Source organism: Maribacter polysaccharolyticus (assembly GCF_028882255.1).
GTDB lineage: Bacteria > Bacteroidota > Bacteroidia > Flavobacteriales > Flavobacteriaceae > Maribacter_A > Maribacter_A polysaccharolyticus.
Map to the genome: position 1 here is coordinate 1,243,458 of NZ_JARBUY010000001.1, position 23,487 is coordinate 1,266,944.

Below are 23,487 nucleotides of genomic sequence, written 5' to 3' on the forward strand. Positions count from 1 at the left end.
CAATAGACAGGTATAAGCGTTTTTTTGTGTTTAACCATCGTTTCATTTCGTCCAAAGCCTTTGTTTTTAGGCTGCAGCACGCATCATTTCTACTAGTAGTAAACAATTCCCATGCCAACACGTTAAATTATTTTCGATAAACTGTAACAATGGGTAAATTAGGTCATCTTTAAAACAAATCAATCACTTTTTTGAGCCAAGTAAGAGAACATACTGATACGTTGATTTTATTGTGTCTAGAAGGGAACCAAAGTGCACAAATGGAAATTTACAATCGCTATTACAAAGCCATGTACAACACAGCTTTGCGTATTGTAAAAGATAGTGCCGAAGCCGAAGATATAATGCAGGAGTCCTTTTTGAAGGCATTTACGAAACTGCATACTTTCAAAGGCGAAGTAACTTTTGGATCTTGGCTTAAGCGCATAGTCATCAACAACAGTATTTACCACTACCGAAAGCACCAAAAGAAAAATGAGGTTGCATTGGATGGCGTACTATACAAGGTCGAAGATAATGATGGAGTTGCTTCGGATCATGTGTTTACCGAACTGAAGGCTCAAAAAGTGATGGAGACCATGAAACGATTAAAAGATAATTACAGACTTTCTTTGACCTTATATTTAATAGAAGGATATGACTATGAAGAAATCAGTGAAATAATGAATATAAGTTATGCCAATTGCAGGACAATGATTTCCAGGGCAAAGGAAAGCTTACGAAAAAAAATGATAAATGCGTAATAATGAAGGAAGAGGATAAATTAAAAGAACTGTTCAAAGGCCTTGAAGGCACTTTTGATACCGAGGGACCCCGAACCGGGCATCGAGAACGGTTTCTGGAAAAATTGAGTGATACTCCCAGGGCGACGAACCTACATAACCATGAAAAGAAAAAAAACAGGTGGAGGGTCTTTTCAATTGCCGCTTCCATCGCCGTGCTTTGCCTAATCGGAATCGGAATCAACGCCTTAAGACCATCTTTAGACGAACAGGTTGCCCAAATTTCGCCGGAAGTAAGCAATACCCAAGTCTATTTTGCCAGTCTGATCGAGGACCAGGTAAAACAACTTAAAAATGAAAGTTCCCCAGAAACACGAAAGATCATCGCCGATACTATGGACCAATTGGAAAAACTGGAAACCAATTACAAACAATTGGAAACCGACCTGATCCATGGAGGCAATGACAAGTTGATCTTGAGTGCCATGATCACCAACTTTCAAACAAGGATAGACCTCTTACAGGAAGTCATCGAGCAAATTGAAACCATCAAAAATCTAAAAAATCAGAACAATGCGAATAGTATTATATAAATATGTAGCCGTGCTATTTTTTATAGCCCCCGTGATCCTTGCTGCGAACGATGGCATCCTTAAAGGGAAGTATTCCAAGGAAAAGACCATTAGAAAAGAATTCGATGTCAATTCCAACGCCCTTTTAAAAGTCAATAACAGTTACGGCAACCTAAATATCATTTCCTGGAACGAAAACCGTATCCTGATCGAAGTACATATAAAGACCAGCGGCAATAACGAGGAAAAAGTACAAAAGAAGCTGAACGATATTACCGTTGAATTCGAAGCATCGAACAATGAGGTTTCCGCAAAGACCATATTCGATAAAAACAAAAGCAGTTGGGGCTGGAGCTGGGGAAACAACAATGTGAACATGCAGATCAACTACACCATTAAGTTGCCGGTCAAGAACAGTGTCCATCTCGACAATGATTATGGCAATATTGTTCTAGATCGTATCGATGGCCATGCAAAAATCAATTGCGATTACGGTCGATTGGAAATCGGGGAACTGCATGGGAGAAACAACTATTTGAATTTCGATTACACCTCCAAATCGAGCATAGGCTATATCAATAGTGGGGAAATCAAAGCCGATTATTCGGGGTTCACCGTTGAAAAAGCAGGCAACCTGAAAATCAATGCGGATTATACCAGCTCTACCATTTATCAGATGGATAACCTCCAATATTCCTGTGACTATGGCAATATCGAAGTAAGGGAAGTAAACAATGTGGATGGCAACGGGGATTACATCAATGTTAAATTAGGGACCGTTCACGGCAATGTGGATATAAATGCCGATTACGGGTCTTTGAGAATATCGGAAATGGCCGAAGATGCCGGCAATCTGAATATCAGCTCCGACTATACTGGAATAAAAATAGGATACGCCCCTGAGTACCATTTTGATTTTGAAATCAGGGCAGAATATGCCGGAGTCAGTGGAAAGGATGATTTTGAAATAAACATCAGTACCGAAAAATCGAGCAACCGGTACTACAAAGGATATTATGGATCATCCAATAGCGGTAATCACGTAACGATCAACAGTGAATATGGCGGTATTTCCTTTACAAGGAATTAATGGATCTTACCATGAAACAAATAACAGAAATCAAAAAACATAAAAAATGAAAAAAATAGCATTCGTCGGATTCCTCTTATTGTTTACCTACTCCGGTTCCGCACAATGGGGAAAAAAGGTCAAAGGAAACGGAAATGTGGTTACCCTGGAACGTACAACCGGGGATTACGAAGGCATATCACTCTCGGGGTGGTTTGACGTAGAACTTGTGGCAGGAAATGAAGGCGAAATTTCATTGAAAGGTGAAGAAAACCTGTTAGAGCATATTATTACCGATGTCAAGGGTGGCAAATTGATCATAAAGGTTGAAAAAGGCATGAACCTTAGTCCATCATCTTGGAAAAACGGTATATTGATCACCGTACCTATAGAAAGCATCAATAGTGTCACCCTTTCCGGTTCAGGGGATATCGTGGGCAAGACCCGTATTGAGACCGGACAATTCCATACCACCATGTCTGGCTCAGGCGATATCACCCTTGATATCAAGGCAAACGCGATCCATGCTTCCATGAGTGGTTCAGGAGACATGCTGTTACGTGGACATACCACCGATTTTGAGGCCACCATTTCCGGTAGTGGGGACATAAAGGCGTTTGATTTGGAGGCCGATAATGTCAACGCCACGGTTTCCGGTTCGGCCGACATCAGGGTAACGGCCCATAAAAGTATAAAAGCACGGGTATCGGGTTCCGGGGACATCCATTACAAAGGCAATCCTGAAAAAATAGACACCAAAACCTCCGGTTCCGGGGATATCACAAAAGCATAACCGTCGGCAGACGGTCACATCAAAAAACGAATGGCAATCATGTAAGAGGCCCCTTTATACAGGGGCTTTTTCTTTTGGGACCCGAAACAACAAAATGATACCGACCAGGAAAAATAAAAAAAGGAACAATATGGCATACCGCATGGTACTGATATGGTCTACCATCGCGAAAATCACCATTCCTATGACGATACCAATCTTTTCGGCCACATCATAAAAACTGAAATAAGAGGTTGTATCCTCCGTTTCGGGCAAAAATTTGGAATACGTGGATCTTGCCAAGGCCTGGATACCCCCCATCACCAAACCTACCAAACCCGCTGCGATATAAAATTGCAATGGGGTGACCATGAAGTACGCATAAAAGCAAAGGCATAACCAAACAAGATTCACCACGATCAAGGTCCTGATATTCCCGAATTTATCCGAGGCCCTCGAGGTCACCACCGCTCCCACAACCGCTACCAACTGTATTACCAATATGCTAATGATGAGTCCCATGGTTTTTTCTGAATCGCTGGCCCATGCAATTTCCTTCTCTCCAAAATAAACGGCCATGAGCATGATGGTCTGTACCGCCATACTGAAGACGAAAAAAGCCCCTAAATAACGCTTTAACCTTAAATTTTGCTTTAACTGCCGCCAAACGGATTGCAATTCCCTAAATCCGTTGAACAGCACGTTTTTGGTAATCTTATGTTCATTGGATACCCCTTTGGGAAGCACATAAAAGGTATATTGACTGAACAAAATCCACCATAATCCGACGGTTATAAACGAAACCTTCATCGCTTTCATCTTGGCCATTCCCAGATCTTGATCCGTAACCCCAACATCAAAGCCGAACCACCCCGGTTTCATGACCATGGCCAAATTCACCAACAATAGAAGCACACTACCAATGTACCCCAAAGAAAAACCTTTCGCACTTATGCGATCTTGCTGTTCTTCAAAAGCAATATCGGGAAGGTAGGAATTATAAAACACCAAACTGCCCCAGTACCCGATGAGGCCCATAAAATAAAAAAACAGACTACGATGTATACTTTCAAGACTGAACCAACAAAGCCCTATACACCCTAGTCCGCCTACATAACAAAAAAACTTCATAAAGCTCTTTTTGTCCCCCACATAATCCGCTATTCCAGATAAAATAGGCGATAATATCGCTACCATTAAAAACGTAAAAGCCGTAATGATCGAAATCAGAACGGTTTGCTTCATTTCAAAACCGAAAGCGGATACCAACTGATCTTTGGAAGAAAAAAGTGCTGAATAATAGATCGGAAATATGGAGGATGCTATCGTAAGGGTATAGACTGAATTTGCCCAATCATAAAAGGCCCACGCATTCAGTAGTCTTTTGCTGCCCTTTTGGGCCAATGTTCCTGTCATATATAAAAATAAAAGCTGCTCTTTACCAGAACAGCTTTCAATATACAATTATTACCTAAAACCATAAACGGTTTATTCAAAAGAAGTAACGCCGAACTTCCTGGCCTCTTCCCTGGCCGCAGCTGCCCATTCGGTCAGATTGGCGATTCTCGTATCGTTTGAGGGGTGGGTACTAAGAAATTCCGGGGTGGATTGTCCGCCACTATTCGCCTTCATCCTTTTCCACAATTCAGCCGCTTCGGAAGGATCATAACCGGCAATGGCCATTATTTGAAGTCCGATCCGATCAGCTTCCGTCTCATGGCTTCTGCTAAAAGGAAGCATTACCCCTACGGAAGAACCTATGCCATAAGCCTGATTGAACACGTTTCTTTTTTGCTCATCCTGGATAACCACATTCCCTGCCACGGCTCCTAATTGCTGCAAGGTACCGGCACTCATACGTTGCGCACCATGATCGGCCAAGGCATGGGCGACCTCATGGCCCATGACCACAGCTATTCCCCTTTCCGTCTGTGTTATAGGCAATATTCCGGTGTAAAAAACGATCTTACCCCCGGGCATACACCATGCATTAACGGTTTCATCATCAACCAAGTTATATTCCCACTTATAATCGCTCAAATAACCGGCATAGCCGTTGGAGGACAGCCATCGCTCCGCTGCGGTCGATATACGCTGTCCCACTTTGGTGATCATTCGTGCCTCAGATGTATTTTCAACTACCTTATTTTCGGTCAAAAATTGATCGTACTGGGCAAAAGATGTTGGGAAAATCTGACTGTTCGGATAAAAATTCAATACTTTTTTACCCGTAAAGGGATTAACCTTACATGCTGCCACTCCCATGAAAACAGCAAGTATCAAAAGTGTTTTTTTCATTGTTATAGTGTTTAGTACAGGGAAAATACAAAAAATTATTTTCCCCTAATCACCACTTGGGTAAAGTCCTTTGCTATCTCAATAACATCGCTCCCGTTAGGTTTTACTTGCTTTAAAGGCACCTCTTCATTATCCACCTCAATCGATTCGATGGCAAAAGGCAATCCGTGCAATGTAATCCTAAAGGAATCGTAGGAGGTAATGAATGCCCCTTCTTTGAACTGTTGAATGGCAACACTTTTCTCTTTACCGTTCAACTTGAAGTTCCTTAAGCTAAAATCTCCTTTGTCGTAGCCATAGCCGTCCTGATCATCTTCATAGACCACGGAACTTTCCGTTCCCAACATATAGTACACATCCAAATCAAGTTCCTTTATTTCCAATTCCCCGACATATTGTTGAACCGGGAACTTAGGAATAATGGCTCCTTCCTTAATAAACAAGGGCATAATGTCGATATCGGCTTCTACCCACTGTTCTTTACCTCCGGATACAACTACATCATCCCAATAATTATACCAATTTCCCCTTGGGATGTACATGCGCCTTCCCTGGGCGTTGGGTTCTTGGACCGGACAAACCAAGATATGGTCTCCGAAAATAAATTCATCGGTCCTGAAATGGGTTTGTGGATCTTCTTGATCGAAATAGACCAATGGTTTTATCATTGGCTCGCCATATTTGGAGTATTTCCAGAACATGGTATAGATATAAGGGAGGTGTTTATACCTTATTTCTATGAATTTTCGGACGATATCGGTTACATCGCCATCGAAAGACCAAGGCTCTTGATCACCGTGATCGCCACTGGAATGGACGCGACAAAAAGGATGGAAAACCCCAAGTTGGATCCAACGGGCAAAAAGTTCGCCGTTGGGTTGTTCGGCAAAGCCACCGATATCCGAGCCAATAAAAGACATTCCGCTCATACACATACGCTGCACCTGTACATTCGCCAACCATAAATGTTCCCATGTGGCTACATTATCCCCCGTCCATGTCGACGAATAACGTTGTGTACCGGCATAGGCGGCCCTTGTAATCACAAAAGGTCTTTTGGGGTACACGTATTTTTTGATCCCTTCATAGGTAGCCCTGACCATTTGCATGCCATAAACATTATGTGCCTTACGATGGGTACAGGGGTGCCCATCAAAATCATGCCTGGTATCCAATGGGGCCGTTTTTGTAGGTACCTCCATAACGGCAGGTTCATTCATATCGTTCCAAACGGCGTGAACCCCCAATTCGGACATGAACTCCTTATACAGTTCTCCCCACCATTTACGAACCTCGGGATTGGTAAAATCGGGGAAATGGCATTCCCCCGGCCATACTTTACCTTTCATATACGGACCATCGCCACGTTTACAGAAGTAGTCTTTCTCCATGGCCTCCTGAAATATCCAATAGTCCTTATCTATTTTGATCCCCGGATCGATCATTACGACGGTCTTAAAGCCATCTTCATGCAATTCGGCCATCATCCTTTTAGGATCCGGAAATTTTTTCTTGTCCCAAGTGAAACAGCGAAACCCATCCATATAATCAATATCCAGATACAATGCATCACAAGGTATCCGCAACTTCCTGAACTTCTTGGCCAAAGCCTTTACGTTGCTTTCGGGAAAATAACTCCATTTCGATTGGTGGTAACCCATGGCCCACATGGGTGGCAATTCAGGGGTTCCTGTCAGGTTGGTATAGGCATTTACGACTTTCGATATTTCGGGTCCGTAGAAGAAATAATAGTTCATTTCGCCCCCATCTGCCCAAAAGCTGGTAACATTCCTTCGTTCATGGGCAAAATCAAAATAGGTCCTAAAGGTATTATCAAAGAAAATACCATAGGCCATATTCCGATGCAATCCTATGTAGAAAGGAATCGCCTTATATAGGGGATCTTGATCCTTACCATAGGCATATTGGTCCATACACCAATTCTCGACCCTTTTACCTTTTAGGTTGGAATGTGTAGCTTTATCACCCATACCGAAATAACTTTCGGCATTTTGGGTGATCTTACTCATTTTTACCGTATTGCCGCCGTATTCATAGTTTTCTTCCCAATGAAAACCAATCTCATCCTCATTGATGATATTTCCTTCGGGATCCGCTATCTGCACCCGTAGGGTGGATTTATCGATGAGCACCCTTAGTTTGGAAGTTATGATCAGGTAGTATTCCTCTTCCTCCTCGATTTCCAGACTGTCATACCCTCTACTGGCATCCTCACTTATCGCATAGGAAAAATCAGGTTCAAAAACATTCTCTGTGGCATATCTAAAGCGCAATGCGCTGTTTCGTAGAACGGTAATTTGCAAGATGACCTCATTTTCGGTAGTAAAATAAAACTTGTCAACATCCTGCTTAAAGCTTACTATTTTATTAGGGTAAAGATTACCCTTATATTCCAGTTCTGTATTTGTAATCATATTTGTCTCTGTTAACAGCGGGCCAAAATACGCATATTACCATATAATTACGAATTGGTTAACCACCAATTGTCAACAATTACGATATAAATGAATAGAACTACTTTAAAATAATGATTCCCAAAGGCGGAATTGTTATTTCGATCGAATCTTCAAATCCGTGCCACGCCTCTTTTTCGGTGGATACGGTTATATCCGCAGAACCAGCCCCTCCATATTTCTTGGCATCACTGTTGAATACCTGATGCAAGTCACCGGTTTTCGGAACCCCTATACGGTACTTTTCCCTGGGTACCGGTGTGAAATTGGCCACGACAATCAGATCATCTTCCCGGTTGAACCCCTTTCTGATGTACGTCAAGACCGAGTTGTCGGCATCCCCGTAGTCGATCCATTGGAAGCCTTCCGAACTGAACTGTTTTTCGTATAATGCAGGGTGGGATTTGTAAATGGAATTAAGGTCTTTGATCAATTCCTGTATGCCCGAATGAAAATCATATTGGGTCAAATGCCAGTCAAGACTTTGGTTATAGTTCCACTCAGACGACTGTCCGAATTCGCCCCCCATGAATATGAGATTGGTCCCGGGATGTGTAAACATATAACCGTACAATAAACGCAGATTGGCAAATCGCTGCCATTCATCGCCGGGCATTTTGTACAATAACGATTTTTTACCATAGACTACCTCATCGTGTGAAAACGGAAGCATGAAGTTTTCCGTAAAGGCATAGGTCATACTGAATGTTAGGTCGTTCTGATGGTGTTTTCTATAGATAGGTTCCTTTTTAAAGTATTCCAACGTATCGTGCATCCAGCCCATCATCCATTTCATACCAAAACCCAATCCACCCATATTCACGGGTTTGGAAACCATGGAAAAGGCCGTGGATTCCTCGGCAATGGTCTGCACACCGGGAAAATTACCATAAACGGTTTCATTCATCTCCCGGATAAAGGAAATAGCTTCCAGGTTCTCATTGTTACCGTAGATATTGGGTTCCCACTCGCCTTCTTCCCTGGAATAATCCAAATAGAGCATCGATGCTACGGCATCCACACGAAGACCATCAATATGGAATTGATCTAACCAGAACAGTGCATTACTGATCAAAAATGCCCTGACTTCATTTCTACCGTAATTGAATATAAGGCTCTTCCAGTCGGGATGATACCCTTTTCTACGATCTGGGTGTTCATATAAATGCGATCCATCAAAAAACCCAAGACCATGGGCATCTTCCGGAAAATGTGACGGTACCCAATCCAAGATCACACCGATATCGGCCTGATGCAATTTATCGACCAGGAGTTTGAATTCCTCTGGAGATCCAAAACGCGATGACGGCGCAAAATATCCGGTAAGTTGATAGCCCCAAGAGGGATCATATGGAAATTCCATTATAGGCATGAACTCAACATGGGTAAAGCCCATTTCCTTCACATATGCCACCAATTCCTCGGCCAACTCCTTATAGCCCAGAAACTCATTGTTTTTGTCTCTTTTCCATGAACCTAGGTGTACCTCATAGACCGAATAGGGCTTGTCCAAGGCATTTTTACCTTCCCTGGAATCCATCCAGTTTCCATCATTCCAGGCATACTCGCCTTCCCATACCACAGAAGCGGTTTTTGGCGGCTGCTCACATAAGCGGGCATATGGATCCGCTTTTTCGGTGACAATTCCGAAATTATTGGAGATGATATTGTATTTATAGAGTGTACCCGGGCCAATATCCGGAATAAACCCTTCCCAGATACCACTGGCATCCCAACGCACATACAACTCATGTGACTTGCCCTGCCAATTATTGAAATCGCCAACAACCGAAACCGATTTGGCTGTCGGGGCCCATACCGCAAAATAAGTTCCTTTTTGCCCATTCAATTCCATCGGATGGGATCCCAGCTTTTCGTACAGTTTAAAGTGTTTACCTGCCTTGAATAATTCAATATCGAAATCGGAAAAAAGAGAATGTACAATAACGTCAGACATACTATTGGGTTATATTTTAAAACAAAGCTAAACAACTTTGCATTAAGTGTAGGGGATTAAAAGCTTTTCTTTCCCGTACATGGGTTGATTCTATAAAAATACTGAGAATTTAAAAAAATGGAACGCTTTTTGAATAAAAAATAAATACAACTAAAGAAACAAACAATTAATTCCATTATTATGAAAAAAATCGGCACATTGCTCGTCCCCATTCTAGCCTTATTCATTATTTCCTGTGAAGGCCCCGAAGGCCCTCCGGGGTTCGACGGCCTTGATGGCCTTGACGGGGTGAATATCCTTGGAACCGTAATCGATATTGAAGGAGACTTCGTTCCCGATGATTACAGTATTTATTATGAATTTCCGCAATCTGTTGAAGTTTTTGAAAGTGATGTCGTGTTGGTTTACATACTTTGGGACCAAACGGAAGATGGCAATGGGGATCCCGTTGACATTTGGAGATTATTGCCACAAACCCGATTATTGGACCAAGGGATATTGCAATACAATTACGACTATACCTTTTTTGATGTGAGTATATTCCTAGAGGCCGATTTTGACCCCGCCACTTTAACGGCCGGGGATACCGATAACCAAATTTTCAGGATTGCGGTTTTACCTGCAGACCTGGCACAAGGTTCAAGATTGGATCGCTCGAATGTCAATGCGGTCATGAACCTTATGGGAGTTACAGAAACGGATGTATTGAAAGTAACCTTGGACTGACCCCAAAAATGCATTGCCCCGGAAAACCGCTTTAAACAAGCGGTTTTTCTTTTTCCGGCCATTGGCAAGATTAACAAAACCTTACGACTTTCACATTATTTATCCCAATATATTTGATAAGGACACGCAATGACTATCGACTAAGAACGAAAAACATGAAAACGATTTATTTAAGTATCTTCTTGCTATTCATAGGTTGCAAAGGCAAATCACAGGAAAAACCCACCATGGAAAGTACGACTTTTGAGGTACAAAAGACCGATGCCGAATGGCGGGCGGAGCTTTCCGATTTGCAATATTATGTCTTACGGAAAGCAGGTACCGAACCCGCATGGTCCAGTGGATTATTGGAAAACAAGAAGAAAGGGGTTTATGTTTGTGCCGGCTGTAATATCGAACTATTCAAAAGTGAACATAAGTATGATTCAGGCTCTGGCTGGCCAAGTTTCGATCGTGAAATAGAAGGCAATGTAGCTTTTGATGAAGATTACAACATAGGGGTCAAACGCATTGAGGAACATTGTGCAGTCTGTGGAGGACATTTAGGCCATGTTTTTAACGACGGACCACGGGAAACCACAGGGGAAAGACATTGTATAAACGGGGCGGCCCTTAAATTCATTCCCTCCGCACAATAACGTACCGTTTAGTAACATTCCCCAATTCGCTCAAGGGATGCGACACTACTGCATTGCGGCTTAGGATACCAACCAAATCCTTCGTTTTTATCCATGTGGAATATTTCCCCAATATCCCAATGGCTTTTCAATATGTTATTTTAAAATGCAATATTAAGAAACTACCATTTGGTTTTGTATTTTTGCACCTGCTTGCCTACAAGTAAGCCTCTAATTTTAAAATAATCAAAGACTAAAAATATGAGCAATTTTGATGTTATTGTTTTGGGCAGCGGCCCAGGAGGATATGTTACTGCGATTCGTGCATCACAACTAGGATTGAAAACCGCAATTATCGAAAAGGAAAGTTTAGGTGGTATTTGTTTAAATTGGGGTTGTATTCCTACAAAAGCCCTATTGAAATCCGCCCAGGTTTTTGAATACCTACAACATGCCGGTGATTACGGACTTTCCGCTGAAGGTGTTGACAAGGATTTTAATGCCGTAGTAAAAAGAAGTCGTGGCGTTGCCGAAGGAATGAGCAAAGGCGTTCAGTTTTTGATGAAGAAAAACAAAATTGAAGTCATCAAGGGATACGGTACCCTTAAACCTGGTAAAAAAGTATCCGTAAAGGATGCAGAGGGCAAAGAAACCGAATACAGTGCCGATCATATCGTCATTGCAACGGGAGCCCGCAGCAGGGAACTCCCAAGTCTACCCCAGGATGGCAAAAAGATCATCGGTTATAGAGAGGCCATGACCTTGGAAAAACAACCCAAAAAGATGATCGTTGTAGGAAGTGGGGCCATAGGTATCGAATTTGCCTATTTCTATAATGCGATGGGTACCGAGGTAACCGTAGTGGAATACTTACCTAAAATAGTACCTGTTGAAGATGAGGATGTTTCAAAACAATTGGAACGCAGTTTCAAAAAAATAGGGGTCAAAATTAAAACCTCGGCAGAAGTCACCGGAGTCGACACCTCCGGAGAAGGCGTTAAAGCCACGGTTAAAACCGCAAAAGGTGAAGAAGTATTGGAAGCCGATATCGTCCTTTCCGCTGTAGGGATCAAAACCAACATTGAGAACATCGGTCTTGAAGATGTAGGTATCGCTACCGATCGAGATAAGATCTTGGTCAATGATTATTACCAAACCAATATACCCGGCTATTATGCCATTGGGGATGTAACCCCCGGACAGGCATTGGCACATGTTGCCTCTGCAGAAGGGATTCTTTGTGTTGAGAAAATCGCAGGAATGCATGTCGAACCTTTGGATTACGGTAACATTCCCGGCTGTACCTATTGTACTCCCGAAATCGCTTCGGTAGGCCTTACGGAACAACAGGCAAAAGATGCCGGATATGAGATCAAGGTCGGTAAATTTCCTTTCTCAGCTAGTGGAAAGGCCAAAGCAGCCGGAAATTCAGACGGATTCGTAAAAGTAATCTTCGATGCCAAATACGGTGAATGGCTAGGTTGCCATATGATCGGTGCCGGTGTAACCGATATGATCGCTGAAGCCGTTGTGGCCCGTAAATTGGAGACCACCGGACACGAAATCCTTAAAGCAGTGCACCCACACCCAACGATGAGTGAAGCGGTAATGGAAGCCGTTGCGGATGCCTATGACGAAGTGATCCATCTATAACACTGAATATTGAACCGCCCCTGCATGTCCTGAAGCGTTTCATTCCTATATTTTTAACGGAATTACGCCTCAGGTCATTCAGGGACCATCGGTTCAAAAAGCCCTGAATTTGTCCCCAGGACATTGAACCCTTACTTAATTATGCTGAAAACCTTTAGATATACGGCCATTCTCGAAGGCATTTCGTATTTGTCCCTTTTTGCCATAAGTATGCCATTGAAATACTTGGCCGGACTAGGGGAACCCAACAAATACATAGGGTATGCCCATGGTTTTTTATTCATTGCCTACATTGCACTGGCCATACTATTGACCCTATCCAAAAAATGGGGAATAAAACGATTGGCCATCCTGTTCGCGGCTTCCCTATTACCATTTGCCACCTTCTATATCGACAAGAAGTATTTCAAAGGGCAGTAGATGCTACCTTGCGGCTTCATTCCCAAAACATTCGTTCCAAAATCCCATAATACCCATACGGCACCTTCAATGGGTTTCATCCCAGTAAACTATTGAACAAAAACGGAGCGGACCACTCCATAGATTTTCTGAATAAGTTCATTTATCGCTATTGATCCCAGGCACTTTTTGTGATACTTCCTGAACATCGATGACCTCGGCGTCGCAAAAGAAGATGATGTCATTAGGCTCTTCTACATCACAATCTACCAGTTGCACCCTTGTTCCCCGACGCTCATTCAATCTTTTAAATAGATTTACCGAAAACGGTCGTTTTGCCGGCACCCCCTTTACCACTAGCAATGGCGATTTTATAGGACATATTGATGTTTTTATGCAGCTTCAACCTGCCTTGACCGAAAGGTCTGGGATTATTTCATTCAAATTCAGCGACCAGTGCAACCTTCTTCGTGTTCATGATCGCAATGATTACCTGTTAAACCCAACTTGTTGTTCACAAATTCTTGAATAAGATCGAAGGATGATATTTGGGGAGCGCCTACAAAGGCATTCACACCTCTTTGATGGAATAATTTCAAAGCCATTTGGCCCATACCCCCTGTAATCACATCGGTGACACCCTTTTCGGAAAGCCATTTGGGCAAGACCCCAGGTTCATGTGGTGGCGGTGTTATTCGGTCTTGGGCAATAATCTGGCCATTTTCCGCTGTAAAGACCATAAAGAATCTGCAATGCCCAAAATGGGCATCCAACCTCCCTGTTTCATCAACGGGTATCGCTATTTTTTTCATTTTTTACGTTTAAATCCCTGAATTATTCCCAGGGCCTGATTTATAGATTCATTCGTTTGTGATTGATGTACCACATTGTTCCATTTTCACTATTCCTAACAGGATTTATTCTTCGTTATCAATGGGTTTTGCGTGTTGTGAACCACATCGTCTTCCCATTCCTTTTCTTCTTCCCGATCCCCTGCCCGAGCGAGGGCCTTGTCCTTCTGGGCCTTTCCCATTTAATCCAGGCATGATTATTATTTTACGCTTTGAGTTTTTCAATAATTTCCTGCACGGTAACATCATTGTCCTGGACAATGACCATTTGCACATTGAACTTATCCAAGAGATCTTTGGCCTTGGGGCCAAAATCACCGGAAATGACTTTTTGGACTTTCATGGAAACGATTTGTTCCGCAACCATCGTCCCTGCCCCATTGCTTGCTCCAGCATTTGTATTTTTAATAAAAACGGACCCTTTGGTTTCTTCATCGAAAACACAAAACCAAGCCGCCCTACCGAATCTTTTATCGAATTGGGCCGAATTATTCTCCCCTGATGATGTTATTAAGGTTTTCATAATCTAATACTAAGTGTTTAAAAGTTCTATGTTCCCCGATTTGCAAAGGGGGCATTGCTGTTCCTTTATTGTTTTGGGGATGGTGAACCTGGTTTGGCAATCCCCACACACATACCAGTGCTTATCCAAAAGGGCATCGCCATAAACGGTTTTTATTTCAATCGTTTCCACAAGCGCCTTGGCGATCTTTCTTCTCGCTGTTTCATAAATCCTGGCAAAAGTCGCTCTTGATATCCCCATAAGTTGCGAGGCTTCCAAATGATTCATCAAATCATAATCCGCCAATTTTATGGCCTCATACTCTTCATACAACAAATCAACGGATTCATTGGCCTCCACATTCGTCCCATAAGGTCGATATCCTTTGAAATTAGGCGGCGCTACTACTTTCCGTAATGTTTTTGGTCTCGACATATGGTCAAATAAATTGTTGATCTAAAATATTGATCACAACAAAAGTAATGAGAATATTCTCATAATTAAATAAAATGCAAAATATTTTTAAACCAACAGTCCATAAAACTTTGTGTTTTACACGCTATGATTGACCAAATAGGGGTTTAAATGTTCTGGGGAATGAATAATAGGGACGACCAAAAAGGGTTATTTGCATAAAGAGTGATTACATTGAGCGGATATGCTTATTAGGACATCAAAAAACATGTACGCACCGCAAAAGCGCTACTCGTTGACCCCCATTTATTTATGGTACAATCTTTATTCCAAATTAGCTATTGGGCTGCTAAAACAAAGGATACAAGCTACTTTTTATAAGGCTTCAATTCCTCAAAAAAGAAATCATCATTAGGCACATCAAAATCAAAACCGAGCACCTTCAAATTATTGTCGGTCCTTAATTTAAGGGTACCGAAACTGAACCAAGCTTGTGGATGTTCCCAATGTATTTCCCACACCTCATAATGCCAATGCGTGAGTGTAGCGGATAACAACGGGTGGTTTTCAAACACCAATTTAAATGTCCCATTTACTTCCTCGATAGTAATCTTACCACATAGGTCCGAAGTATACTCCCCGACCATTTTATCCGGTGTTATGGAAGGTTTGGTACCAAGAACCCTTTTCGCCTTGCGATCCGCAATACGGGTATCGGAGGCTGCATATTTATTGGTCCTTTCCAACAAGTCGGTTGACCAATCCTTGCCGTTTTCAATTCCTAAAAAGGTATCCAAGGCATAATAGGATGCGGCCATGATCGGACTTCTTACCCCGTTGGTCAATACGACCACACCCAAATTCTCATCAGGAATCAAGTTAATGGCCGTGATAAATCCGTCATATCCCCCCGTATGGCCAACACGCATGTAACCATGGTAATCACTAAGTCCCCATCCTAGTCCGTAACCATTAAAATGCCTGCCAAAATCATTCCCGGCCGTATGGTCTACCTTGAAATTATTATGGGGGGTCCATACCATATTACGGGTAGCCTTGGTCAAAAGGGTATCCCCTTGATGAATGCCATGGTTCAAATTAAAGATCATCCATTTGGAAATATCCTCAACGCTCGAAATGAGTCCGCCCGTAGCTCCCACATATTCCCAATCTACCCAAGGAATCACATAATTTCCATCATCCTTTCGGGCATGGGGTTGGGCGTAGTTGCCCATACCGTCCAAATCCTTTAGCGAATAGATACTACGATCCATACCCAACGGTTCCAAAATGCGCTCTTTCACATTTTCGCCCCAACTTTTACCGGTCACGGATTTGATGATTTCACCAGCCGTAATATACATTAGGTTGGAATACCCATAACCCGCCCTAAAATCATAGGCCTGGGGAACATATTGTATCCTTTCAATGATTTGTTCGGCAGTACGGTTAGACTTGTACCAAATATTATCACCGCTAAAAGTACCCAAACCAACCCGGTGGCTAAGAATATCCCGAATCGTAATGTGTTCGCTTACCCAGGAATCGTACATCGCAAAATAAGGCAAATACTTCCTTACTTTATCATCCCAATCCAATTTTCCTTCCTGCACCAACATACCGATAACGGCCGAAGTAAAGGCCTTCGAATTAGAGGCGATGGCATACAGGGTCTGGGCATCGGGCTTACCCTTTTTCCCTTTCTCCAATACACCATAATTGCCCGTAAAAACCAGTTCACCATCCTTAACGACACCGATCGATGCCCCGGGCACATCCCAATCCTTCACCATTTTAGCAAAATAATCGTCCAATGCCTTTAGATCAACTTGTTTTTCCATCTGGCTATGGAGACCGAACGAAATGAGTACCGTAAAGACAAGGAAGCAAAAAATCTTTTTCATGGTTTTTAAAATTTTAGGGTTTTGGGTTCAGCTTCGATCCTATACCGAAAGGCGAATAATACCAAAGGCTACAGACGTTTTAAAATTAAGCCTTTACAATGAATTAATAGCTACCACAAAAAATCGCTTGAATCGAAAAGTTTTATGTTTTTCATTTTCCCTATAAGCTTTCTCAATGTCAAGATAACCAAACAGGATGGGATAGGTAACGAAAGTTACATTTACAGTAAGGGCAGCATGGTAATTTTACCTGTATAAAAAATAGACAAATGGAAACTTTAGAAGCAACATCAGTACAAACACAGGATTATAAGACAACGATTACCAAAGCATTAAACGCACTACTATCCGATGTGCAGATCTACACTATGAATGTCAGGGGGCTGCATTGGAACATCAAAGGAAAAAATTTCTTTTTATTGCATGAAAAATATGAAGAATTATATAATGAAGCCGATGAAATGGTCGATGAAATCGCAGAGCGGATTTTAGCCATTGGCAGCAGTCCTTTACATACCCATGGCGATTATTTGGCCAACAAGACCCTAGAGGTCGCCAAAGACGTAACAAAAGGTGAGCAAGGCGTTGCCTTGGTATTGGGTAATTTAAAGTACTTATTGCGTAAAGAGCGTGAAATTTTGGAATTGGCTTCCGAGGGCTCCGATGAAGCCACAACAAATTCAGTAAGCGATTTCATTTCGACCCAAGAGAAGCATATCTGGATGCTTGAGTCATTCTTAAGTTAGGAAAGCGAACATTTTTCACAAAAAAAAGCAAGAACCAATAAGTTCTTGCTTTTTTATTCCTTTTATCAAGGAATTCGAGGAAATAAAGGGGGCCATATAACCTCTTCAATTCATCATCAATCGTCATTATCCCGATTTCTCCTCTAAGCCCCCATATTGACAACCGTTCTTCCCTTTAATTTTCCTGCGAGCATTAGGTCGATTTTTTCATTCAATTCGTTCAAGGTAATTTCAGTGCATGTATCGGTCAAGGTTTCAGGCTTCCATTCGTTGGATAATCGATTCCATACCTCTTCCCTATAGGCCATCGGATAATTCTGCGAATCGATACCGGCCAAGGTTATGCCCCGTAAAATAAATGGGAAGACCGTTAATTCCAATTTCGGTGAGGCAACATTACCACAGGAAGTAACTACTCCCAAAGGTTGCGTCGCTTTGATGATGTTCTCTAAAATCACACCTCCTACCGTATCCACGGCCCCGGCAAAAAGAGGTCTCAACATTGGTTTTTTATCAAAACTTTCGATTTCACTCCGTAACAAAATCTCTTTTGCCCCTAATTTATGGAGGTAATCGCTTTCGGCTTCTTTTCCGGTTACAGCGACAACCTCATACCCCAATTTGCTTAAAATGGCTACACTTAAGGCTCCGACCCCACCTGTTGCCCCTGATACGACGATTTTGCCATCTTCTGGCTTGATCGATTGTGAGAGTCTTAAAATGGACATTCCGGCCGTTAATCCGGCCGTACCGATGATCATAGCTTCTTTCATGGTAAGATCGGCAGGAAGCTTAACCACCCATTCTTTCGGCACTCGAATATATTCACCAAACCCCCCATCGGTATTCATTCCCAAGTCATAACTGGTAACGATTACCTTGTCCTCTACTGCAAACTCTTCGGTTTCTGAGGCAACTACGGTACCAACGGCATCGATACCCGGGGTATGGGGGTAGTTTCTAGTCACTCCTTTATTACCGCTTGCCGATAAGGCATCTTTATAATTAAGGGAAGAATACTGTACTTTTATAAGCACATCCCCTTCGGGCAGATCGCTTATTTTCCTCGATTTAATACTCCTTTCATACGTCCCGTTCTTCTCTTCGACTACAAATGCGTTGAACACCATGCTATTTACCTCCATCTTTAGTATATTTAAAAAATCATATTTTTTGCAAATATCGACATAAAAGTATTAACTATCAACAACTTACAAATTGTTCCCCTACGAACATTTTGTGCCGAATTGAACATTTTCAACACTTTAGAGACCAAAAAAAAATGAAAAAAAGCTATTGCCCCATAGATACTTTTATAAACGTGGTCAAAGGAAAAAGAAAAGCGACCATAATCCTGTACCTTTTTCAAGGCAACAAGAGATATGGCGAACTAGCCAAACTCTTAACCGATATCAGTGAGCGGATGCTAACCAAGCAACTCAAGGAATTGGAAGAAGATGGATTGGTTGACCGAAAGGCATATCCTGAGGTTCCGCCCAGAGTGGAATACAGCTTAACCCCATTGGGTAAGGAAATACATCCTGTACTAAAGGGAATGTTCAAAGGGGGAATCCTATTTGAAAAAACGCTGGAAGAGGTCCAAGCCTAATTTCCGATTCATTACGTTCTACAAGTTCTTAAGATCAATGGGTAATATAGATCAACGAAAAAGTTGATATGAATACCCAAAGACCAATAGCCAAGAGCATCGGTTTGATTCCCGTAGCCCTTAAATCCTTTATTGAAATCGTAGTACCTACGAGAAACAAAGTCAGCACCAGTAATCGTTTCGAAAAAAGAACGATCGTTTCCGTAGTGGAAGAAGGCAAAAGATGAAAGCTATTAACGACTATGGCGATTATGAACAACAAGATAAAATAAGGGAATTTGATTTTCTCCCCTTTTGATTTAAATAGAAACATGGAAAATATGGACATTGGGATTATCCAAAGGGTTCTCGAAAGCTTAACGGTAGTGGCTATCCGCAAAGCCTCCTCTCCATAATCCAAGGCCGCACCAACGACTGAACTCGTATCGTGTATGGCCACGGCGCACCAAAGTCCAAATTGTTCTTGGGACAAATGCAACAAATGACCAATGCCCGGAAACACCAAAAGGGCCACGGAGTTCAATAAAAAAACAATACCCAAGGCCATACTGATCAATTTACCGTTTGCCTTGATTACCGGCGATATAGCAGCAATGGCACTACCGCCACAAATGGATGTCCCCGAAGTGATTAGGTGTCCCAACTTTAAATCGATGTTTAAAATCCTGGACAGTAACAGCCCTAAACCAACCGTAAGTACTATGGAGTACAATGTTAAGCTAAAGCCTGCTTTTCCGGTTGCCCAAGTTTCCTTGATAAACATGCCAAAACCAAGGCCTACAACCGCTATTTTCAAAAAATATTGGATGGCCTTGTGGGTGTTCGTTTTAAACGGATTCTTGAAAAACAGGCTAAAGACAAACCCGAGCAACAAAGCGGTCGCGCTATTGACCATTCCCATTACCGACACTATGACAATGCAAAAGTAAATTAGAATTGATGCAGTAGCTTTCATATCGTTATCAATCAACAACACAAAAGTAAGTCTATACAATAACCAATCTGCAAATTAATTAGCTATATGCCATAACTAAAAGTTATAGTTATCCCATATATACTTTTCCAACAATTGTATCCAGTTGGATTGAAATCCCGTTCGGGAAACAAAATAGAACCATCGCTCGATCGTCAACCCATTGACATCAATGATTTTCAAGGTATTGTCGATCAACTCTTCGGTAATCGCATGCATGGAAACAAAGGCATAATTATCGGAATGTAAAAGGTAGTTTTTTATGGCTTCGGTACTGTTCAAGGTAACCACCGTATTCAATTTTCGAATCTTGTGTTTGTTCAAATACCCGTATAAGATCTCTTTTGTCCCAGAACCCATTTCCCGTTCAATGATCGGAATTTCCGGTAACTCCCGAATTTCCATGGCGGTTTTTTTATAGGCAGGGTTCTTAGCATTGGTAACCAGGACGATTTCATCCTTGACAAACTTATTGAAGTGTAACTTTGGATTTGTATTCTTGCCTTCGGTAATCCCAAAATCCAATTCCTGATTTAAAATTAGCCCCTCGATTTCTTCAGAGTTACCACTTGTTATCTTAAAGTTCGTTTTGGGGAACTGTGTCCTGAATTTCGCAATTACCTTGGGGATGATATAATTGGCCAAGGTTGTACTGACCCCGAAGGGTATGACTTCCGGAAATTTCTCGTATTTATGTAAAAACTGATTCTCCATTTCGGCATGGATTTCCAATATCTTATTGGCATAAACCAAAAATGATTTCCCATCATTGGTCAATTCAATGGAGTTTCTCTTTCTCAAGAAAAGGGTGATACCATACGCTTCCTCCAAATTCCTGATGGATTTTGATATCGCCGGTTGCGATATGAACAACTGTTCCGCGGCCTTTGTAAAACTTAAATGGGAAGCAACGACTTTAAAAATATGTAACTTGGTTTTCATGCGTTTATTTTTGGAATCCCCGCTTTTGGATCGAATACGATCTAATAATAAGGCCCTTAATCCAAATTAAAAAAATTACGGTCGCCCGGTGCAAGCATAACGGTGGTTTCTTTTATATTTTTCCCTTTTCCCTGTTTTACCGTTATGGCCCTTTTGGAATCCCCCAATAACCGTACCTCCAGTTTGTTCCCCTGTACCAAAACATAGAGGTCCGTTTCTTGTGAAGCTGTAACGACAAGCTTTCCCATATGCACTTCCGAGATCCCAAAGAGAAATGCCCCATTCCCTTTACGGATCATGTGGGCATCGCTCCCCGTAATGGTCCATAAACCATCATTGACCACCCATCCATCGAGCATGATTTCCTGCTTTGTTTCATCTATTCGATTGTGGTATCCTTTATAAGGGTAAATGAGGGTGATAAAATCAAAGTCGTCCGGGTCGGTTTTGGAAACTACGGTCCAGTTTTTACCACGTGCACCGGAAGTAACGGCTTTATCGACCGTTTTCAATTGGAGAATATCACAACCCGTTGCATCGGGGAAAGAAGCCCTAAGAAGTCCAGGACCTGTTTCCGAGGTATAATGCCCTTGCCAAACTTGTTTGTAATCATGGCCGTTTTTGGATTGGAAGTTATCTTTTACGATCCAGAAACCGTCCTTACAATAAATGACCTGTCTGGTGTAACCTACAGCTTTATTTTCGAATCCGTCATGACTGCCTATAAAAAGATCGAAGACGTCATTGCTTTCCCAAGCAATTACTTTTGGAACCGGCAACTTTTTAAACTTACCAAAACCGCTCCCCCCTTTATTGGAAGTATATTCCTTACCCAACAACTCATCGTCGATGAGTGCCACATTCTTTACCATTGAATTCTTGAACAATTCATAATCCTCGAGGGAATACCGTACCTGATAGTTGGGCAATATAACCTTGCCGTTGGCCATGGCTTGTATCCCCAACATATCGCCATGTTGGTGATCGGGTTTGTCGGGATCCAATCCGGCACTGATGATCATCATAGGGTCATTTGGCTCCCATCCTTGCCGCATGATGTAATACTTCGTATCCTCAAAAGCCAAGGAACCATAAGATGGTCTTTTACGCTCTATATGCCTTAAGAGTTCCACTTGTGGATTGCTTAAAAACCAATACATCCGTTCATCTACCTTATCAGTGGCAAAATATCCAAATTCAGGATCGTTGAACAAAATATACCCCAGTGTCATGGCTCCCGATATGTCATTTTTCTCTGCCCAGGGAATTTCGGTATCATCTTGCAACACAGGGGCGCTTTTATCGGGATACGCGATTTTTACAAGGGTAGTGAACAAGGATTTCAATTTCCGTTCCCAGGCGGTATCCACACTGATATTATTTAGCTGTGCCAATTGATACACAAAGAAATAGTTATTGATATCGCTCATATGGTAATGTACGGACCGTTCGAACTGAAAACCATCGGGATTTATTTCTTTCTCCAAATGCTCCCCCAGCCTCATCATGGCCCTATCATACCATTTGTCGGTGCCTTTGAAATCACGAAACAGTATCGATAGCACCGCCAACCCCGACATTCCTTTGGTTTGATGGTTACCTGGCCGAAAGTTTGCATTTCTTTCATACAGGTGTTGACCGTGCTGCAATAATGTCGCTATCGTCTGCAACTGATCTGCATCGGTATATGCCGGGTCGTTTAAAAACATATTATGGATCCAAAGCCAATTAGAGATTCGGTACCCTGCCCGAAAGACCTCATATATTCCGTTACCGTCTTCTATTCTCTCATACTTATTCTCCTCAAGGGCCCTATTCAGGGATTGCATTTGGTGCACGAAATACTTTATGTATTTCGGGTCCTTTCCTTCATTGAAATACATCAAAGCAATATCGACCATTTTATGTTGCCTAGCCAAATGACGAAGGGCATAAGCATTTACCGGCTCCCCATTCCGATAGTTGAAAGGTAGGACCCATTGGGTCTTAGCAGGGTATTTATTGAGGTGGTCCAACGCCCTGTCCTTATGTTCAGTCGCATTGCCATATAGCCCATTATAGGTAGCCATACGATCATCAATGCCTTTATGGTCATAAAAGAAACGGTCGGAAAAGGCTTGCCTGAAATATTCGGCCAGGGATCCTTCCTTGATTTTCCCATCGATCTGTAATCCTTCACGGATATCGGCCTTAAGGTAATCTGCAAGCTCTTGGATACCCAATACCCGCTGATCGGGAAGTTCCTGTGCCCATGTTTTGGTATGGACCATGATCAAGATAAAAAGAA

The 23,487-nt window shown here is 42.1% G+C and carries 24 protein-coding genes; 10 read left to right on the forward strand and 14 right to left on the reverse strand.

Going from position 1 to position 23,487, the window contains the following annotated elements:
- Nucleotides 1–191: 191 nt before the first annotated feature.
- From PHU20_RS05280 to PHU20_RS05295, 4 genes are read left to right on the forward strand one after another with little or no spacing between them, the layout of a single operon-like run.
- Nucleotides 192–743, forward strand: a complete 552-nt coding sequence (locus tag PHU20_RS05280) for an RNA polymerase sigma factor (protein ID WP_274824295.1) — start codon at nucleotides 192–194, stop codon at nucleotides 741–743.
- Nucleotides 744–745: 2 nt separating this feature from the next.
- Nucleotides 746–1,315, forward strand: coding sequence for a hypothetical protein (locus tag PHU20_RS05285; protein ID WP_274824296.1), 570 nt, complete (start codon nucleotides 746–748; stop codon nucleotides 1,313–1,315).
- Nucleotides 1,296–2,384: a DUF4097 family beta strand repeat-containing protein gene (locus PHU20_RS05290; protein WP_274824297.1), complete on the forward strand. Its 1,089-nt coding sequence runs from the start codon at nucleotides 1,296–1,298 to the stop codon at nucleotides 2,382–2,384. Before PHU20_RS05285 ends, PHU20_RS05290 begins: the two co-directional genes overlap by 20 nt.
- Before the next feature lie 46 nt (nucleotides 2,385–2,430).
- Nucleotides 2,431–3,156 (forward strand): head GIN domain-containing protein, encoded by a 726-nt coding sequence (locus tag PHU20_RS05295; RefSeq protein ID WP_274824298.1) that lies wholly within the window; start codon nucleotides 2,431–2,433, stop codon nucleotides 3,154–3,156.
- A 54-nt stretch (nucleotides 3,157–3,210) separates the two neighbouring features.
- Here the strand turns inward: PHU20_RS05295 and PHU20_RS05300 are convergent, their stop codons facing one another.
- From PHU20_RS05300 to glgB, 4 genes are all read right to left on the reverse strand, one after another.
- Nucleotides 3,211–4,551, reverse strand: a complete 1,341-nt coding sequence (locus tag PHU20_RS05300) for an MFS transporter (protein WP_274824299.1) — start codon at nucleotides 4,549–4,551, stop codon at nucleotides 3,211–3,213.
- A 72-nt stretch (nucleotides 4,552–4,623) separates the two neighbouring features.
- A complete protein-coding gene (locus PHU20_RS05305) occupies nucleotides 4,624–5,433 on the reverse strand; it encodes a M48 family metallopeptidase (RefSeq protein ID WP_274824300.1) in 810 nt (269 codons plus the stop codon).
- A 35-nt stretch (nucleotides 5,434–5,468) separates the two neighbouring features.
- Nucleotides 5,469–7,868, reverse strand: coding sequence for a glycoside hydrolase family 31 protein (locus tag PHU20_RS05310; protein ID WP_274824301.1), 2,400 nt, complete (start codon nucleotides 7,866–7,868; stop codon nucleotides 5,469–5,471).
- A 100-nt stretch (nucleotides 7,869–7,968) separates the two neighbouring features.
- Nucleotides 7,969–9,864, reverse strand: a complete 1,896-nt coding sequence (glgB, locus tag PHU20_RS05315; protein WP_274824302.1) for a 1,4-alpha-glucan branching protein GlgB — start codon at nucleotides 9,862–9,864, stop codon at nucleotides 7,969–7,971.
- 180 nt (nucleotides 9,865–10,044) lie between these two features.
- Here glgB and PHU20_RS05320 point away from each other — a divergent pair, with 180 nt between their 5' ends.
- From PHU20_RS05320 to PHU20_RS05335, 4 genes are all read left to right on the forward strand, one after another.
- Nucleotides 10,045–10,590, forward strand: a complete 546-nt coding sequence (locus PHU20_RS05320) for a collagen-like protein (protein ID WP_274824303.1) — start codon at nucleotides 10,045–10,047, stop codon at nucleotides 10,588–10,590.
- A 155-nt stretch (nucleotides 10,591–10,745) separates the two neighbouring features.
- Nucleotides 10,746–11,228 (forward strand): peptide-methionine (R)-S-oxide reductase MsrB, encoded by a 483-nt coding sequence (gene msrB / locus PHU20_RS05325; RefSeq protein WP_274824304.1) that lies wholly within the window; start codon nucleotides 10,746–10,748, stop codon nucleotides 11,226–11,228.
- Between the two features lie 240 nt (nucleotides 11,229–11,468).
- Entirely contained in the window at nucleotides 11,469–12,860 is a 1,392-nt protein-coding gene (gene lpdA, locus PHU20_RS05330; RefSeq protein ID WP_274824305.1) for a dihydrolipoyl dehydrogenase, read from the forward strand.
- Nucleotides 12,861–13,001: 141 nt separating this feature from the next.
- On the forward strand, nucleotides 13,002–13,280 hold the full coding sequence (locus PHU20_RS05335; protein WP_274824306.1) for a DUF3817 domain-containing protein: 279 nt from the start codon (nucleotides 13,002–13,004) through the stop codon (nucleotides 13,278–13,280).
- 138 nt (nucleotides 13,281–13,418) lie between these two features.
- Here PHU20_RS05335 and PHU20_RS05340 read toward each other — a convergent pair whose 3' ends face one another.
- From PHU20_RS05340 to PHU20_RS05365, 6 genes are all read right to left on the reverse strand, one after another.
- Nucleotides 13,419–13,622, reverse strand: coding sequence for a hypothetical protein (locus PHU20_RS05340; protein ID WP_274824307.1), 204 nt, complete (start codon nucleotides 13,620–13,622; stop codon nucleotides 13,419–13,421).
- Between the two features lie 83 nt (nucleotides 13,623–13,705).
- Entirely contained in the window at nucleotides 13,706–14,071 is a 366-nt protein-coding gene (locus PHU20_RS05345; protein WP_274824308.1) for a NifB/NifX family molybdenum-iron cluster-binding protein, read from the reverse strand.
- Nucleotides 14,072–14,166: 95 nt separating this feature from the next.
- Complete coding sequence (locus tag PHU20_RS05350; protein WP_274824309.1) at nucleotides 14,167–14,292, reverse strand: hypothetical protein; 126 nt, start codon at nucleotides 14,290–14,292, stop codon at nucleotides 14,167–14,169.
- A 23-nt stretch (nucleotides 14,293–14,315) separates the two neighbouring features.
- A complete protein-coding gene (locus PHU20_RS05355) occupies nucleotides 14,316–14,633 on the reverse strand; it encodes a NifB/NifX family molybdenum-iron cluster-binding protein (protein ID WP_274824310.1) in 318 nt (105 codons plus the stop codon).
- A gap of 9 nt (nucleotides 14,634–14,642) precedes the next feature.
- A complete protein-coding gene (locus tag PHU20_RS05360) occupies nucleotides 14,643–15,047 on the reverse strand; it encodes a DUF134 domain-containing protein (protein WP_274824311.1) in 405 nt (134 codons plus the stop codon).
- Nucleotides 15,048–15,394: 347 nt separating this feature from the next.
- Entirely contained in the window at nucleotides 15,395–16,930 is a 1,536-nt protein-coding gene (locus PHU20_RS05365) for a serine hydrolase (RefSeq protein WP_274824312.1), read from the reverse strand.
- Between the two features lie 269 nt (nucleotides 16,931–17,199).
- On the opposite strand from PHU20_RS05365, the gene PHU20_RS05370 reads away from it, so the two are divergent.
- Nucleotides 17,200–17,676, forward strand: a complete 477-nt coding sequence (locus PHU20_RS05370) for a Dps family protein (RefSeq protein WP_274824313.1) — start codon at nucleotides 17,200–17,202, stop codon at nucleotides 17,674–17,676.
- 143 nt (nucleotides 17,677–17,819) lie between these two features.
- Here PHU20_RS05370 and PHU20_RS05375 read toward each other — a convergent pair whose 3' ends face one another.
- The gene (locus tag PHU20_RS05375) at nucleotides 17,820–18,821 is read right to left on the reverse strand and encodes a YhdH/YhfP family quinone oxidoreductase (RefSeq protein ID WP_274824314.1); all 1,002 of its coding nucleotides are present in this window, start codon (nucleotides 18,819–18,821) and stop codon (nucleotides 17,820–17,822) included.
- A gap of 137 nt (nucleotides 18,822–18,958) precedes the next feature.
- On the opposite strand from PHU20_RS05375, the gene PHU20_RS05380 reads away from it, so the two are divergent.
- Entirely contained in the window at nucleotides 18,959–19,285 is a 327-nt protein-coding gene (locus PHU20_RS05380) for a winged helix-turn-helix transcriptional regulator (RefSeq protein ID WP_274824315.1), read from the forward strand.
- 34 nt (nucleotides 19,286–19,319) lie between these two features.
- Here the strand turns inward: PHU20_RS05380 and PHU20_RS05385 are convergent, their stop codons facing one another.
- The 3 genes from PHU20_RS05385 to PHU20_RS05395 all read right to left on the reverse strand — a co-directional run bounded on the left by PHU20_RS05385 (nucleotide 19,320) and on the right by PHU20_RS05395 (nucleotide 23,470).
- A complete protein-coding gene (locus PHU20_RS05385) occupies nucleotides 19,320–20,240 on the reverse strand; it encodes a YeiH family protein (protein ID WP_274824316.1) in 921 nt (306 codons plus the stop codon).
- 75 nt (nucleotides 20,241–20,315) lie between these two features.
- Complete coding sequence (locus PHU20_RS05390) at nucleotides 20,316–21,200, reverse strand: LysR substrate-binding domain-containing protein (protein ID WP_274824317.1); 885 nt, start codon at nucleotides 21,198–21,200, stop codon at nucleotides 20,316–20,318.
- Nucleotides 21,201–21,256: 56 nt separating this feature from the next.
- On the reverse strand, nucleotides 21,257–23,470 hold the full coding sequence (locus tag PHU20_RS05395) for a heparinase II/III family protein (protein ID WP_274824318.1): 2,214 nt from the start codon (nucleotides 23,468–23,470) through the stop codon (nucleotides 21,257–21,259).
- Nucleotides 23,471–23,487: the final 17 nt, after the last annotated feature.

Coding starts and splice junctions, on each gene's coding strand:
- PHU20_RS05285 (WP_274824296.1), top strand. CDS start 746: ATGAAGGAAGAGGATAAATTAAAAGAACTGTTCAAAGGCCTTGAAGGC.
- PHU20_RS05290 (WP_274824297.1), top strand. CDS start 1,296: ATGCGAATAGTATTATATAAATATGTAGCCGTGCTATTTTTTATAGCC.
- PHU20_RS05295 (WP_274824298.1), top strand. CDS start 2,431: ATGAAAAAAATAGCATTCGTCGGATTCCTCTTATTGTTTACCTACTCC.
- PHU20_RS05300 (WP_274824299.1), bottom strand. CDS start 4,551: ATGACAGGAACATTGGCCCAAAAGGGCAGCAAAAGACTACTGAATGCG.
- PHU20_RS05305 (WP_274824300.1), bottom strand. CDS start 5,433: ATGAAAAAAACACTTTTGATACTTGCTGTTTTCATGGGAGTGGCAGCA.
- PHU20_RS05310 (WP_274824301.1), bottom strand. CDS start 7,868: ATGATTACAAATACAGAACTGGAATATAAGGGTAATCTTTACCCTAAT.
- glgB (WP_274824302.1), bottom strand. CDS start 9,864: ATGTCTGACGTTATTGTACATTCTCTTTTTTCCGATTTCGATATTGAA.
- PHU20_RS05320 (WP_274824303.1), top strand. CDS start 10,045: ATGAAAAAAATCGGCACATTGCTCGTCCCCATTCTAGCCTTATTCATT.
- msrB (WP_274824304.1), top strand. CDS start 10,746: ATGAAAACGATTTATTTAAGTATCTTCTTGCTATTCATAGGTTGCAAA.
- lpdA (WP_274824305.1), top strand. CDS start 11,469: ATGAGCAATTTTGATGTTATTGTTTTGGGCAGCGGCCCAGGAGGATAT.
- PHU20_RS05335 (WP_274824306.1), top strand. CDS start 13,002: ATGCTGAAAACCTTTAGATATACGGCCATTCTCGAAGGCATTTCGTAT.
- PHU20_RS05345 (WP_274824308.1), bottom strand. CDS start 14,071: ATGAAAAAAATAGCGATACCCGTTGATGAAACAGGGAGGTTGGATGCC.
- PHU20_RS05350 (WP_274824309.1), bottom strand. CDS start 14,292: ATGGGAAAGGCCCAGAAGGACAAGGCCCTCGCTCGGGCAGGGGATCGG.
- PHU20_RS05355 (WP_274824310.1), bottom strand. CDS start 14,633: ATGAAAACCTTAATAACATCATCAGGGGAGAATAATTCGGCCCAATTC.
- PHU20_RS05360 (WP_274824311.1), bottom strand. CDS start 15,047: ATGTCGAGACCAAAAACATTACGGAAAGTAGTAGCGCCGCCTAATTTC.
- PHU20_RS05365 (WP_274824312.1), bottom strand. CDS start 16,930: ATGAAAAAGATTTTTTGCTTCCTTGTCTTTACGGTACTCATTTCGTTC.
- PHU20_RS05370 (WP_274824313.1), top strand. CDS start 17,200: ATGGAAACTTTAGAAGCAACATCAGTACAAACACAGGATTATAAGACA.
- PHU20_RS05375 (WP_274824314.1), bottom strand. CDS start 18,821: ATGGAGGTAAATAGCATGGTGTTCAACGCATTTGTAGTCGAAGAGAAG.
- PHU20_RS05380 (WP_274824315.1), top strand. CDS start 18,959: ATGAAAAAAAGCTATTGCCCCATAGATACTTTTATAAACGTGGTCAAA.
- PHU20_RS05385 (WP_274824316.1), bottom strand. CDS start 20,240: ATGAAAGCTACTGCATCAATTCTAATTTACTTTTGCATTGTCATAGTG.
- PHU20_RS05390 (WP_274824317.1), bottom strand. CDS start 21,200: ATGAAAACCAAGTTACATATTTTTAAAGTCGTTGCTTCCCATTTAAGT.
- PHU20_RS05395 (WP_274824318.1), bottom strand. CDS start 23,470: ATGGTCCATACCAAAACATGGGCACAGGAACTTCCCGATCAGCGGGTA.